This window comes from Streptomyces sp. NPDC050619, assembly GCF_040654815.1.
Lineage (GTDB): Bacteria > Actinomycetota > Actinomycetes > Streptomycetales > Streptomycetaceae > Streptomyces.
In genome coordinates, this window is record NZ_JBFAIR010000030.1 from 100,579 (window position 1) to 113,967 (window position 13,389).

The following is a 13,389-nucleotide window of genomic DNA, read 5'->3' on the forward strand; positions in this document are numbered from 1 at the left end:
GCGCCCCGGCCGTCGGCAAGCGACGTACGGGATGTGCAGAAAGTGCGGGAAGTCGTGCGGGAATGTGCGATCACGCGGCCGCACCCGCCTTCGGCGACGTGCTGTCGATCCCCGCCACGACGGCGAGCAGCGCCGCGTGGTCGACGACACCGAGCAACTTGCCGTCGTCCATCACCCGGGCCGGCACGCCCTCGCGGGCGACGGCCTCGATGGCGGTGGCGACCGTGGACACCGCGGTGACCTCGGGGCCGCTCTCCGCCTCGCCCTCGCGCGCCGGGCGCATGGCGGTGCGGGCGGTGATGACCTGCTCGCGGGGTACGTCGCGGACGAAGTCCCGTACATAGTCATTGGCCGGGGCAGCGACGATGTCCTCCGGGGTGCCGCACTGCACGATCTCTCCGTCGCGCATCAGCGCGATCCGGTCGCCGAGCCGCAGGGCCTCGTTCAGATCGTGGGTGATGAAGACCATCGTGCGGCCCTCCTCGCGGTGCAGGCGTATGACTTCCTCCTGCATGTCGCGCCGGATCAGCGGGTCCAGGGCGCTGAACGGCTCGTCGAACAGCAGGACTTCGGGGTCGACGGCGAGAGCGCGGGCCAGGCCGACGCGCTGCTGCTGGCCGCCGGAGAGCTGGGTGGGGCGGCGGTGTTCCATGCCGTCCAGACCGACCTTGGCGATCACCTTCATGGCCTGGGCGCGGCGTTCGAGCTTGCCCACGCCCTGGATCTCGAGGCCGTAGGCGACGTTGTCGAGGACCGTGCGGTGCGGCAGCAGTCCGAAGTGCTGGAAGACCATCGCCGCGCGGTGCCGGCGCAGCTCGCGCAACCGGGCCTTGTCCATGGCGAGGACGTCCTCGCCGTCGATCTCCAGCGCGCCGGAGGTGGGTTCGATGAGCCGGGTCAGACAGCGTACGAGGGTGGACTTGCCCGAACCGGACAGGCCCATCACGACGAACACCTCGCCCTGCCGCACGTCGAAGGACACATCGCGCACGGCGACCGTGCAGCCGGTGCGGCGGCGCAGCTCGTCGGCGGGCAGATCGGCCAGCTCGCTGCCGGGGACGCGTTCGGCCCTGGGGCCGAAGACCTTCCACAGATCGCGTACGGAGAACACCGTGGCGGTGGCGGCCTGCTCCGTCTCTTCTTTTGTCTGTTTCGTCATGGACGTCGACATCAGGCATCGTCTCCGGGGGTGGTGGTCCGGGTGAGCAGATCGGCGCACTTCTCGCCGACCATGAAGACCCCGATCATCGGGTTGACGGCGGGGATGGTCGGGAAGACGGAGGCGTCGGCGATACGCAGACCGCTCAGGCCGCGCACGGTCAGATCCGGGCCGACCACGGCGAGCGGGTCGTCGACGGCGCCGATGCGGCAGGTTCCGGCCGGGTGATAGACGGTGTGCGCCACCTTGCGGGCGTACTCGCCGAGCTCCTCGTCGCCGGTGAGCTCCGGTCCCGGGCACACCTCCCGCTTCAGCCAGGAGGCCAGCGGCTGAGTCCGTGCGATCTCGCGGGCGATACGGATGCCGTCCACCAGGGTGCGTCCGTCGTAGTCGTCCTCGTCGGTGAAGTACCGGAAGTCGAGGGCGGGTTTGACGGCCGGGTCCGAGCTGGTGAGGTAAAGACGGCCGCGGCTCTTCGGCTTGGGGATGTTGGGCGTCATCGACACTCCGTAGCGGGGCTTTTCGTAGCCGAGGCGCTCGGGGTTGTCGGTGAAGGGTATTTGGTAGAAGTGGAACATCAGGTCCGGGCCCTTTGCCGCCGGATCCCGGCGCACGAACAGACCCGCGTCGGAGTCCATCGCGGAGTTGTCCGGTAGGGGGCCGTGGGTCTCCCACACGATCACCGACTCCGGATGGTCGAGCAGGTTCTCACCGACTCCGGGCAGATCGTGGACGACCGGGATACCGAGCGCCTCCAGGTCCCGCTCGGGCCCGATACCGGAGAGCAGCAGCAGCCGCGGGGTGTCCACCGCCCCCGCGCAGACGATGACTTCGCGGCCTGCGGTGACGGTCGTCTCCGTACCGTCCTGGGCGCGGACGCGCACCCCCGTGGCCCGGCCGCCGTCCGTCTCGAGACGCAACGCCCAGGTCTCCAGCATCAGATGGAGGTTGGGGCGGTCCAGGAACGGGTGGAGGTACGCGACCGAGGCGGAGGACCGCTTGTTGTTCTCCGGGTGGTACGCGAGGTCGAAGAAGCCGACGCCTTCGTGGAAGGGCTCCTTGTTGAAGCCCTCGACGCGCGGCACGTCCACGGCCGTCTGCGCGGCCTCGACGAAGTCGCGGGCGATGGCGTTGCGGTCCTTCTCGTCCACCGGGACGATGTTGTTCAGCAGCCGGTCGTAGTACGGGTCCATGGAGGCGGCGTCCCAGCCCTCGGCACCCGCGTCCGCCCACTCGTCCCAGTCGGACGGCAGGGGCTTGAAACTGATCAGGGTGTTGTGGGACGAGCAGCCGCCGAGCACCCGGGCGCGGCTGTGCCGGATGTGAGAGTTCCCACGCGGCTGGGGCGTCGTCGGATAGTCGTAGTCGAGGTCGCCGCCGAGCAGGCCGAGCCAGCGGCGCAGGGTCAGCACCTCCGGCCGGTCCACGTCGGACGGACCGCCTTCGATGACGGCGACACGGACCGCCGGGTCCTCGGTGAGGCGGGAGGCCACGACCGAGCCAGCGGTGCCGCCGCCGACGACCACGTAGTCGTAGTCGTGGCCAGGGTCGTACCCGGGTCTCTCAGGCTGGGACATGTGGTTCGTGCTCCTTGTCGTGCTTGCCTTCGGCTTCTGAAGTGATCCACGATCAAGGCCGGATATGGCGTTGCTCACGTGAGCACGGGATTGTCCGTGTTTCTTGGGGTTCTTGGGGTTCTTCGGGGTTCTACGGAATCTCTGCGTTCTCGGCGCTGAGCCGCCGCGTCAGCCAGTGATGGAACGCGCTGATGTGGTGCTCACTGGGCACCAGCACGCCGCCTGTGCGATAGACCCGCGAGGCCATGGCAGGTTGAGTACGCTCGCAAGCATCGAAGTCCTGAACGTTAACACGGTGAAACAGTTCGACGGATTTCGAGACATCTTGCCCGGAATCGACGATCTCGGGCGCGTACAGCCAGTCGCACTCGACGACGGTGCGGTCTTCTGCCATGGGGAACATCCTGTGCATGATCACGTGGTCGGGCACCAGGTTGATGAAGACTTGCGGCCGAACCGTGATCGCGTAGTAGCGGCGGTCCTGATCCTCGGCGATGCCGTCGAGCCGGCCGAAGCCCTCGCTGCCGTCGACCGTGAAGCCCTTGACGTCCTCGCCGAACTCGGCGCCGTGGCCCACGTAGTACTGGGCGGCGTAACCGTCCGCGAACTCCGGGAGCACATCGGTGAGTTCGGGGTGGATCGTCGCGCAGTGGTAGCACTCCATGAAGTTCTCGACGATCAGCTTCCAGTTGGCCTTCACGTCGTAGGTGACCCGCTTGCCCAGGGCCAGACCCTCGGTGCGGTAGCGCTCGATGGAGGCCACGTCGCCGAGGCGCTCGATCGCGGCGCCCATGACCGTTTCCTCGAAGGAGGGCGGCTCGTCCGCCAGGCAGACCCAGGCGTAGCCGAGCCACTCCCGCAGAGCCACCGTGACCAGGCCGTATGCCGTGCGGTCGATGTCCGGCATCCGCACCAGGTTGGGCGCGGCGATGAGCTTGCCGTCGAGGTCGTAGGTCCAGGCGTGGTACGGGCACTGGAGATTGCGCCGCACCTCGCCGGACTCCTCGGTGCACAGCCGCGCACCCCGGTGCCGGCAGACGTTCAGGAAGGCGCGCAGCTCTCCGGTGCGGGAGCGGGTGACGAGAACGCTCTCGCGGCCGATCTGGACAGTGCGGAAAGCCCCTGGTTTCACCAGATCCGCGGCGCGCACGGCGCAGAACCACATCGACTCGAAGAGGTGTTCCTGCTCCTGCCGGAAGATCTCCGGGTCGGTGTAGTAGTGCCCGGGAAGGGTGGCGATCAGGCTGTCGGAAACCTGGGGCGCCGATACGGGGGTCTCGGGGGCGGGGATCGTCGTCACGGGCGTGCTCCTCAGGCGGGCGCGGCGGCGAGGCGGGTGGGATCGAACAGGCCGATGGGGTGCTCGGTGGTGCCGGTCAGGGCCAGGTCGGCGAGGATCTCGCCGACGACGGGCACGAACTTGAAGCCGTGCCCGGAGAACCCGCAGGCCACGGTGACCGATTCCGGGTGCGCGGGGTGGCGGGCGATGACGAAGTGCTCGTCCGGGGTGTTGGAGTACATGCAGGTGGCGGCCTTGAGGAAGGTGCCGGGGAGGTCCGGGATGCAGTCGGACATGTGGTCCGCCATCGCCTTGATCTCGTCCTCGTGGACCGTCCGGTCGATCGTCTCGGGGGTGGTCACCTCGCCCTTGCGGAAGAAGGCGACCTTGGCACCGAGCTCGGGGCCGTCGATGGAGGGGAAGCCGTAGACCTGGACGCCGTCCGCGTTCTCCCAGATGTAGATCGGATGGTTGTCGGGGAGGAAGGACTGGACGCCGCCGGTCGGCTGGAACCAGTACATGACCTGCCGTTCGATGGTGAACGGCACCCCGAGGTCGGTGAGCAGCCGCGGCGCCCACGCGCCCGGGCAGATCACCAACTGGGCGGCGGTGTAGGTGTCCTCCGCGGTGTGGACGCGTACGCCGTCCCGGTACGGCTCCCAGCGGGTCATGGGTTCCTCGAAGTGCAGCTCGGCACCCTGCCGCGTGGCCAGCTGGAGATGGGCGGCGACCGTGTTCTCGGGCCGGACGAGACCCGCCTTGGGTTCGTACAGCGCCACCTCGTCGTCCCTTGGCGTGAGCGTCGGGAAGCGGCGGCGGATCTCCTTCGCGTCCAGCATCTCGTGCGGCAGGTTCCACTCCTGGGCCGAGCGCAGCGAGCCGGAGACGGTCCGGGAGTCGGGCCGGCCGACCATCACGCCACCCTTGAGGATGGCGATCTCCCGGCCGGTGGCCCGCTGGAGCTCGTCGTACAGCTCGTAGGCGCGCAGCAGCAGCGGTACGTAGGCCGGGTCCTCGAAGTACGACTGCCGGGTGATCCGCGAACCGCCGTGGCTGGAGCCGCGGTTGTGCACCGGGCCGAACTTCTCCAGGCCCAGTACCCGGGCGCCGCGCGCGGAGAGGTGGTGGGCCGCGGCGCTGCCCATGCCGCCGAGACCGATGACGATCACGTCGTAGGTGGGGGACATTGCATGCCTCCTGAGGGTGTGTCCGCGCTCGTCAAAGGCTCGTCATTGGCTCGTGACTGGCTCGTGACCGGCTCGTCATTGGCTTTCGTCAACGGCGGATGCGCGTCATCTTCGGGTCGAAGAGGGGCTCGTCGGCGACCGTCGCGGGGACCTTCTCGCCGAGGTACTCGATGTGCACGCCGGTGCCGGTGGTGAGGCCGGCCGGCAGCCAGGCGTACGCCACGCAGCGGCCGAGCGTGTAGCCGTACGACGCGCTGGTCACGTAACCGGCGGGGGCGCCGTCGACGTACACCGGCTCCTTGCCGAGGACCACGGCGGCCGGATCGTCCAGGAGGAGGGGAGTGAGTTTGCGGGTGAGGGGCTCGTCGGTGAGCGCCTCGCGCCCCACGAACTCCTTGTCCATGCGGACCGCGAAGCCGACGCCCGCCTCGAACGGGCTGTGCTCGTCGGTCATGTCGGTGCCCCAGGCCCGGTAGCCCTTCTCCAGGCGCAGGGAGTTGAAGGCCGAGCGGCCGGCCGCGATGACACCGAGGTCCCGGCCCGCCTCCCACAGCGTGTCCCACAGGCGCAGGCCCAGGTCGGCGGTGGTGTACAGCTCCCAGCCGAGCTCACCGACGTACGACAGGCGCATGGCGGTGACCGGCACGTGGCCGAGATACGTCTCCTTCGCGCGGAAGTAGCCGAAGGCCTCGTGTGAGAAGTCGTCGCGGGTCAGGGGCTGGACGAGATCGCGGGCGAGGGGCCCCCAGACGCCGATGCAGCAGGTGCCGGAGGTGATGTCCTTGATGTGGACGTCGTCCGGTGCGTACCGGGTGAGCCAGTCCAGGTCGGCGGGGGAGTTCGCGCCGACCTGGAAGCGGTCGGGGGCGAGGCGGGCGACGGTGAGGTCGGAGCGGACGCCGCCCGTCTCGTCGAGCAGGAGGGTGTAGGTGACCGCGCCGGGCTTCTTGCGGAGGTTGTTGGTGGTCATGCGGTTCAGGAAGTCGAGGGCTCCGGGGCCGGTGACTTCGAGGCGCCGCAGGGGCGTCATGTCGTAGAGGGCGACCTTCTCGCGGGTGGCCTTCGCCTCGGCGGCCGCGATGGGGGACCAGTAGCGGGCCGACCAGGCGTCCCGCTCCGGCAGCCGCAGTCCATGGGTGAGGGGCGCGTTCGCCTCGTACCAGTGGGGGCGCTCCCAGCCGCCGCCCTCCAGGAAGTACGCGCCGAGCTGCTGCTGGCGGGCGTAGAAGGGGCTGACGCGCAGGGGACGCGGCTGCTCCATCGGCTGGAGCGGGTGGAGGACGTCGTACACCTCGACGAACTGCTGTGAACCGCGCTCACGGACGTACGACGGTGAACGCTGCGCCTCCTCGAAACGCGTGAGGTCGCACTCGTGCAGGTCGAGGGAGGGCCGCCCGTCGACCATCCACTCGGCGACGGCCTTGGCGACACCCGCGGAGTGCGTGACCCAGACGGCCTCGGCCAGCCAGAAGCCGCGCAGCTGCCGCGACTCGCCCAGGACCGGCATGCCGTCCGGGGTGAAGGAGAAGACGCCGTTGAAGCCTTCCTCGATGTCGGCGTCCCGCAGGGCCGGGATCAGCCAGCGGCAGTCGTCCCAACTCGGGGCCCAGTCCTCCTCGGTGAAGGGGAAGGAGGAGGGCATGTCCATGTTCTGGGCGCGGGCCTCGTCGTACGGCAGGACCGCGAGCGGGTCGACGGGCAGGGGCTTGTGGGCGTAGCTGCCGATGCCGATGCGGTCGGTGTGCTCGCGGAAGTAGAGGTCGCGGTCCTGGAGGCGGAGGATGGGCCTGGAGGCCTCCGCCGTGTGCTCCTCGAGTGCGGGGAGCGGCTTCGTCTTCGCGTACTGGTGTGCGAGAGGTTGCAGGGGTACGTCGATGCCGGCCATGCGGCCGATGACCGGGCCCCAGAAGCCGGCCGCGGAGACGACGTGGTCGGCGGGGAAGGTGCCCCGGTCGGTGACTACGGCGGTGACCTTGCCGTCTTCCTGCTCGATCCCGGTGACCGTGTGGCGTTCCAGGAAGCGGGCGCCCTTTGCGGTGGCCCGTTCCAGCTGGGCGCGGGCGGCGAGCAGGGCGCGGGCCAGGCCGTCGTCGGGGGTGTGGAAGCCGCCGAGGACCACCGACTCGTCGAGGAGCGGCCACAGTTCCTTGCAGCGGGCGGTGCTGACGACCTCGCCGCGGATGCCCCAGGCGGCGGCGTAACCGGCCCTGCGGTGCAGTTCCGCGAGGCGCTCCGGGGTGGTGGCGAGTTCCAGACCGCCGACCTGGTTGAAGCAGGAGACGCCGTCCACGTCGAGCGAACCGAACTTCTCGACCGTGTACTTGGCGAACTCGGCGAGGGTCTTCGACGGGCTGGTCTGGAAGACGAGGCCGGGCGCGTGCGAGGTGGAGCCGCCGGGCGCGGGCAGCGGACCCTGTTCGAGGACGGTGACGTCGGTCCAGCCACGGGCGGTCAACTCGTCGGCGAGGGAGCAGCCGACGATGCCGGCGCCGACGATGACCACCCGGGGACCCTGGGGCCGGTTTTCGGGCGTGGAACCCTTTTCGGGCGTGCTGGACATGCCCCTCCTTGCCGGGGACGAGGGTGAACGGGCTTGAGCGGAGCTCAGAGGGCGGGCACGTTGGGCCGCTCGGCGGCGATCGTCGTGTCCTGGCCGTGCCCGGTGCGGACGACGGTGTCGCCGGGCAGGGTGAGGAGCCGGTCGCGGAGCGAGGCCTCGATGGTGGGACGGTCGGAGTACGACCGGCCGGTGGCGCCGGGGCCGCCGTGGAAGAGGGTGTCCCCGGTGAAGACCGTGTTCAGGAACGGCGCGTAGAAGGAGCAACTGCCCCAGGTGTGGCCGGGGGTGTGGATCACCTGGACCTCGATGCCGGCGACCGTGAGAATCCGGCCGTCGGTCAGTTCGCCGTCCGGCTTGCGGGCCGGGTGGGTGTGGGACCACAACTCGTGGTCGCCGGGGTGCAGGAGTACGGGCGCCCCGGTGAGCCTGGACAGTTCGGCCGCCGCGTCGACGTGGTCGTCATGGGCGTGGGTGCAGGCGATGGCGGTCACATGGCGGCCGGCGACCGCATCGAGGATGGCGCGGGCGTCGTGGGGCGCGTCGACGATCAGCACCTCTTCGTCGTCGCCGATCAGCCAGACGTTGTTGTCGACGTCGAAGGTGTCGCCGTCGAGGCTGAAGGTGCCCTTCGTGACGACCCGGTCTGTCCGTACCGCGTGGTCTGTGCCTGTGCCTGCGTCTGCGTCTGTGCCTGTGCCTGTGCCCTGGCCTGTGCCGCTCACAGGACCACCACCGAGCGCAGTACCTCGCCCCGGTGCATCTTGGCGAAGGCCTCCTCGACCTGGTCCAGGGCGATGGTCTCCGTGACGAAGGCGTTGAGGTCCAGCAGCCCGTACAGGTACTGGTCGATCAGGAACGGGAAGTCGCGGCTCGGCAGGCAGTCGCCGTACCAGGACGACTTGATGGCGCCCCCGCGCGCGAACACGTCGATCAGCGGGAGCTCGACCTTCATCTCGGGGGAGGGGACGCCGACCTGGACCAGCAGGCCCGCGTGGTCGCGCATGTAGAAGGCCTGCTTGAAGGTCTCCGGGCGTCCCACCGCGTCGATCGCGATGTCGACGCCGAAGCCGTCGGTGAGGGCGCGCACCGCCTCGACCGGGTCCGTGCCACGGGAGTTGACGGTGTGGGTGGCGCCGAACTTCTCGGCCTGGTCGAGCTTCTTGTCGTCGATGTCGACGGCGATGACCTTCATCGCGCCGTTGAGGCAGGCACCCGCGATGGCCGCGTTGCCGACGCCGCCGCAGCCGATGACGGCGACCGAGTCGCCGCGACCGACCTGGCCGGTGTTGACCGCGGCCCCGTAACCGGCCATCACGCCGCAGCCGATCAGGCCCGCGGCCTCGGGGCGGGCGGCCGGGTTGATCTTCACCGCCTGGCCCGCCGCGACCAGTGTCTTCTCGGCGAAGGCACCGATACCGAGGGCGTTGCTGAGCGGAGTGCCGTCCAGCAGGGTCATCGGCTGGGTGGCGTTGCGCGAGTCGAAGCAGTACCAGGGGCGGCCCCGGCGACAGGAACGGCAGGAACCGCAGGGCGCGCGCCACGCCAGCACCACGTAGTCACCGGGCTTGAGGTCGGTGACACCGTCGCCGACCGCCTCGATCGTGCCGGCCGCCTCATGGCCCAGCAGAAACGGGAAGTCGTCCGTGATCGCGCCGTCCCGGTAGTGCAGATCCGTGTGGCAGACCCCGCAGGCCTGCACAGCGACGAGTACCTCTCCGGGACCCGGATCGGGGACGACGATCGTCTGCACCTCGACGGGTGCGCCCTTTTTCCCAGCGATGACGGCACGGACCTCGTGTGGCACGACCAGGCTCCTCTGCTGTTGCGCAATGCACGATGGGTTGCGCTATGAGGAACATAGTGGGAATGCCATGGAGCAGCCGTCAAGAGGTGTGGGTTAACCCTTGGCAAACGGAACGGGCGGGGCGAAACGTGTCGGACACACGACGGCGCGGGACCAGGAAGATCCCGGTCCCGCGCCGCGGGAAAGTGCCCTTCGGGGCCGTGTGGACGTACGCGGGGTTACGTCAGAAGCCGTAGCCCATCCGGCGCGACAGTTCGGCCCCGGCCGCCACGGTGCGCTTGGCCACCTCCGGCAGCCGTTCGCCGTTGAGCCGGTACATCGGCCCCGAGGTGCTGATGGCGGCGATGACTCTGCCGTCGTGCGCGCGGATCGGGGCGGCCACGGCGGTCAGGCCCAGCTCCAGTTCCTCGCTGGCGACGGCGTACCCCTGCTCCACCACGGCCTCCAGCTCGCCCCGCAGCACGGAGGTGCCGGTGATGGTGCGCTCCGTCAGGCGGGGCAGGGAGCGCGCGAGCAGGCCTTCGCGCAAGGTGGGCGGCATGTAGGCGAGCAGCACTTTTCCGCTGGAGGTCGCGTGCAGCGGGGTGCGCCGGCCCAGCCAGTTCTGCGCCGTCACGGACGCGGTGCCGCGGGCCTGCATGATGTTGACGGCCGCGTCGTCGTCCAGGACGGCGATGTTCACCGTCTCGCCCAGCTCGTCGGCGGTCTCCCGGCAGACCGGGACGCCCTCCTGGGAGATGTCCAGCCGTACTGCCGCCGCCCCCGCCAGGCGCAGTACGCCGGCGCCCAGGTAGTACTTGCCGCGGTCCTTGGCCTGGGCCACCAGGCCGCGGTTCTCCAGGACGCCGAGCAGCCGGAACGCGGTGGACTTGTGCACGTCCAGCTCGTCGGCGATGTCGGTGACGCCCGCCTCGCCGTGCCGGGCGAGGATCTCCAGCACACTCACAGCACGGTCCACCGACTGGACGGCGCTGGCTGCTCCTCTGCCGTTGTTCTTCTCCGAGTTCGCGGCCTTCTCCTCGCTATCGTCGAGCTGTTTCTGGGTGCGGGTCATGGCTCAACTCTCACCACCTGTCGGCCCGGTTCGGGCCGCATCTGCGGGAACCCCTTGACGGGACGGTCATCCCGCCCGGATTCTGTTGCGCATAGCGCTCGCTCGTGCGCCATGTGGAACATCATGTTACCGAAGCGTCCGGATCCCGGAAGGGTGTCCAACCCGTACGGGTCCGGACCAGCCGCACCAGCTGGACCAATGGCGGTCCGCTACCTGCCTGAAACTCCCTGAACTTCCTGACTACGTGGACCAAACAGGTCCCGGACCGTGCGTCCCGGACCGAGAGGGGGGCCCATGATTCCCGTCTGCCGCCTCGAAGACCTCCCCGAGGGTGAGTCCGTCCGCATCGAGACGACACCACCCATCGCCGTGTTCCGTACCGACGAAGGCGAGCTGTACGCCATCGACGACACCTGCACCCACCAGGACGCCTCCCTGTCCGAGGGCTGGCTGGAGGGTTGTCTGGTCGAATGCCCGCTGCACGCCGCTTCATTCGATCTCCGCACGGGGCAGCCGACCTGCCTTCCGGCCCGCCGCTCCGTGCGCACCCACCGCGTCACGGTCGACGAGGGCATGATCCACGTCCACCACGCCGCGGAGGAGGAAACCGCCGCATGAACGCCTGCCAGGTGTTGTGCACGGTCTCCTGCGCGGTAGTAGTCGTGCAGAGGAGCCGCACCGCATGAGGACCGTGACCGTCGTCGGCGCCTCCCTCTCCGGCCTGTACGCGGCCCGGGAGCTGCGCGCCCAGGGCTTCGACGGACGACTGGTGGTCGTCGGCGACGAACCCCACCGCCCTTACGACCGGCCTCCCCTGTCCAAGGACTTCCTCACCGGCCGCGCCGCCGAGGACCAACTCGCTCTCAGTGACGCCGAGGAGATCTCCGAACTCGACGCCGAGTGGCTCCTCGGTACCCGCGCCCGGGGTCTCGACGCCCGCGGTCGCACCGTGCTGCTCGACGACGGCCGTACCGTGTCGACCGATGGCGTCGTCATCGCCACCGGCGCCTCGGCCCGGCGTCTGCCGGGCGACAGCCTCGCCGGCGTCCACACCTTGCGCAGCCTCGACGACGCCCGCGCCCTGCGCGACGAACTCACCCGTGGTCCGCGGCAGGTCGTCGTCATCGGCGGCGGCTTCATCGGTGCCGAAACCGCCTCCTCCTGCGCCGGCCTCGGGCACACCGTCACCGTCGTCGAGGCCGCCCCGCTCCCGCTCGTGCCCCACCTCGGTGCCGAGATGGCCGCGGTGTGCGCCGCCCTGCACCGCCGGGGCGGGGTGGATCTGGTCACGGGCACCGGGGTGGCCGGACTGCGCGGCACGGTCGCTGTTACGGGCGTCGAACTCTCCGACGGCCGTACCCTTCCCGCCGATGTCGTGATCGTCGGCATCGGTGCCACCCCCAACACCGCCTGGCTGGCGGGCTCGACGCTCGCCCTGCACGACGGCGTGCTCTGTGACGACGGCTGTATGACGGCGCTGCCGCAGGTGGTCGCCGTCGGTGACGTGGCCCGCGTCGGCGGAGCCCGGGCCGAGCACTGGACCTCCGCGACCGAGCAACCCCGGGTGGCCGTGACCAACCTGCTCGCCGGGCGCACGCTTCAGACCGCGCGGTCGCTGCCCTACTTCTGGTCGGACCAGTACGGCGCACGCATCCAGTTCGCCGGCCGCCGACAGGACGGGGACAGCGTCCGCATCGCCGAGGGTGAACTCACCGACGGCGCACCGGCCGACGGCGGGTTCCTCGCCCTGTACGAGCGGGACGGCCGTACGACCGCGGTGCTCTCCGTGAACCGCCCACGCCCCTTCATGCGGGCGCGACGCGAACTCGCACAGGACGAACTCGCACGGGAGGAGAGCCGAGTGGAACCGGCCGCACTCTGAGAGACCTGTGGGCCCGCTCGCCCGGCCCCTGCCCGCAGGGCCTCAGGAGTGCGACAGCTGCCCGGCGCCACTCCGCCTGCGTATCCGCTCCTGGGCACGCTCGGTGGCCCGCGCCCGGCGCCTGGCCCTGCGCCGCTCGCGCCGCAGGGCACGCGCGGTGCTGCTGGGCGTCGACACCACGCCGTTGCGCTGATTCCACACCTGGCGGGTCACCCAGACGTCGAGCGCGCCCCAGGTGGCCACCACCGTGCTCGCCACACTGCTCAGCACCATCGGGAACGCCAGCCAGGAGCCGGCCAGGGTGCACAGGAAGGCCACCATCGCCTGGACCAGTGTCACGGCGATGATCAGCACGGCCCGCACCGCCGACGTCCGTACCGGATCCGGCAACCGGCGCCGCCGCGCGGGCTCCTCGATCCACAACGGCCGGTAATACGGCTTTTCCCGCGCCGCACCGCGCCGATCGGCCTTCGGCGCGTTCTCGTACGCCGCCGTCCCGTCCTCCGGGGCCGCCGCGCGCTCGCGCGCGCCCGCCGCTCCGCGCCCGTCTGCCCGAATGTCGCGATCCGGTGCCTCGGGCTCTCGCTGCACGGTCACGCGCGCCACTCCGCCCTTCGGCGGCGCTTCGCGCCGCTCCGCCGTGTCCATCAACGTGTCACTCCCCATCGCCAGCAGACCGCTCGCCCCCGTGCCCGAAGACCCGGCTTCCCTGTGGGTGCCCGGCTTGCGCTGCTTTACGCCGCCCGGTTGCGGGATGCGGCTCCTGTGGCCGATTCCGCCCCCGATTCCCATAGAGAAGGACGAACAACGCCCCTTCAAGATTCCCAAGAAGGGAAAAATTCCAGCCAACTCGCCGCCCGGACCGGCCGGATGCATACCGATACCTG

Annotated in this window: 11 protein-coding genes; 2 read left to right on the forward strand and 9 right to left on the reverse strand. The window is 70.0% G+C overall.

Annotated features, from left to right (window positions below):
- Nucleotides 1-70: 70 nt before the first annotated feature.
- The 8 genes from AB0I77_RS37950 to AB0I77_RS37985 all read right to left on the reverse strand — a co-directional run bounded on the left by AB0I77_RS37950 (nt 71) and on the right by AB0I77_RS37985 (nt 10,620).
- Nucleotides 71-1,159 carry a glycine betaine/L-proline ABC transporter ATP-binding protein gene (locus tag AB0I77_RS37950; protein WP_363287349.1) on the reverse strand — a complete coding sequence of 363 codons (1,089 nt, stop codon included), beginning with the start codon at nt 1,157-1,159 and terminating at the stop codon, nt 71-73.
- Nucleotides 1,160-1,170: 11 nt separating this feature from the next.
- On the reverse strand, nt 1,171-2,736 hold the full coding sequence (locus AB0I77_RS37955) for a GMC family oxidoreductase N-terminal domain-containing protein (protein ID WP_363287350.1): 1,566 nt from the start codon (nt 2,734-2,736) through the stop codon (nt 1,171-1,173).
- Nucleotides 2,737-2,866: 130 nt separating this feature from the next.
- Nucleotides 2,867-4,036 carry an aromatic ring-hydroxylating dioxygenase subunit alpha gene (locus AB0I77_RS37960; RefSeq protein WP_363287351.1) on the reverse strand — a complete coding sequence of 390 codons (1,170 nt, stop codon included), beginning with the start codon at nt 4,034-4,036 and terminating at the stop codon, nt 2,867-2,869.
- An 11-nt stretch (nt 4,037-4,047) separates the two neighbouring features.
- Nucleotides 4,048-5,202, reverse strand: a complete 1,155-nt coding sequence (solA, locus tag AB0I77_RS37965) for an N-methyl-L-tryptophan oxidase (protein WP_363287352.1) — start codon at nt 5,200-5,202, stop codon at nt 4,048-4,050.
- A gap of 88 nt (nt 5,203-5,290) precedes the next feature.
- Nucleotides 5,291-7,762, reverse strand: a complete 2,472-nt coding sequence (locus tag AB0I77_RS37970; protein WP_363287353.1) for an FAD-dependent oxidoreductase — start codon at nt 7,760-7,762, stop codon at nt 5,291-5,293.
- 44 nt (nt 7,763-7,806) lie between these two features.
- Nucleotides 7,807-8,484 carry an MBL fold metallo-hydrolase gene (locus AB0I77_RS37975; RefSeq protein ID WP_363287354.1) on the reverse strand — a complete coding sequence of 226 codons (678 nt, stop codon included), beginning with the start codon at nt 8,482-8,484 and terminating at the stop codon, nt 7,807-7,809.
- A complete protein-coding gene (locus AB0I77_RS37980; protein ID WP_363287355.1) occupies nt 8,481-9,566 on the reverse strand; it encodes an S-(hydroxymethyl)mycothiol dehydrogenase in 1,086 nt (361 codons plus the stop codon). The genes AB0I77_RS37975 and AB0I77_RS37980 overlap by 4 nt, the downstream gene beginning before the upstream one ends.
- Before the next feature lie 223 nt (nt 9,567-9,789).
- The gene (locus AB0I77_RS37985; RefSeq protein WP_363287356.1) at nt 9,790-10,620 is read right to left on the reverse strand and encodes an IclR family transcriptional regulator; all 831 of its coding nucleotides are present in this window, start codon (nt 10,618-10,620) and stop codon (nt 9,790-9,792) included.
- Between the two features lie 294 nt (nt 10,621-10,914).
- Between AB0I77_RS37985 and AB0I77_RS37990 the strand changes: the two genes are divergently transcribed.
- On the forward strand, nt 10,915-11,238 hold the full coding sequence (locus tag AB0I77_RS37990; RefSeq protein ID WP_363287357.1) for a bifunctional 3-phenylpropionate/cinnamic acid dioxygenase ferredoxin subunit: 324 nt from the start codon (nt 10,915-10,917) through the stop codon (nt 11,236-11,238).
- Between the two features lie 64 nt (nt 11,239-11,302).
- A complete protein-coding gene (locus tag AB0I77_RS37995) occupies nt 11,303-12,502 on the forward strand; it encodes an FAD-dependent oxidoreductase (protein ID WP_363287358.1) in 1,200 nt (399 codons plus the stop codon).
- 42 nt (nt 12,503-12,544) lie between these two features.
- Here AB0I77_RS37995 and AB0I77_RS38000 read toward each other — a convergent pair whose 3' ends face one another.
- Nucleotides 12,545-13,150 (reverse strand): hypothetical protein, encoded by a 606-nt coding sequence (locus tag AB0I77_RS38000; RefSeq protein ID WP_363287359.1) that lies wholly within the window; start codon nt 13,148-13,150, stop codon nt 12,545-12,547.
- Nucleotides 13,151-13,389: the final 239 nt, after the last annotated feature.

Excerpts from the sequence above, each read along its gene's own strand:
- AB0I77_RS37950 (WP_363287349.1), bottom strand. The coding sequence starts at position 1,159 with ATGACGAAACAGACAAAAGAAGAGACGGAGCAGGCCGCCACCGCCACG.
- AB0I77_RS37955 (WP_363287350.1), bottom strand. The coding sequence starts at position 2,736 with ATGTCCCAGCCTGAGAGACCCGGGTACGACCCTGGCCACGACTACGAC.
- solA (WP_363287352.1), bottom strand. The coding sequence starts at position 5,202 with ATGTCCCCCACCTACGACGTGATCGTCATCGGTCTCGGCGGCATGGGC.
- AB0I77_RS37970 (WP_363287353.1), bottom strand. The coding sequence starts at position 7,762 with ATGTCCAGCACGCCCGAAAAGGGTTCCACGCCCGAAAACCGGCCCCAG.
- AB0I77_RS37985 (WP_363287356.1), bottom strand. The coding sequence starts at position 10,620 with ATGACCCGCACCCAGAAACAGCTCGACGATAGCGAGGAGAAGGCCGCG.
- AB0I77_RS37990 (WP_363287357.1), top strand. The coding sequence starts at position 10,915 with ATGATTCCCGTCTGCCGCCTCGAAGACCTCCCCGAGGGTGAGTCCGTC.
- AB0I77_RS37995 (WP_363287358.1), top strand. The coding sequence starts at position 11,303 with ATGAGGACCGTGACCGTCGTCGGCGCCTCCCTCTCCGGCCTGTACGCG.
- AB0I77_RS38000 (WP_363287359.1), bottom strand. The coding sequence starts at position 13,150 with ATGGACACGGCGGAGCGGCGCGAAGCGCCGCCGAAGGGCGGAGTGGCG.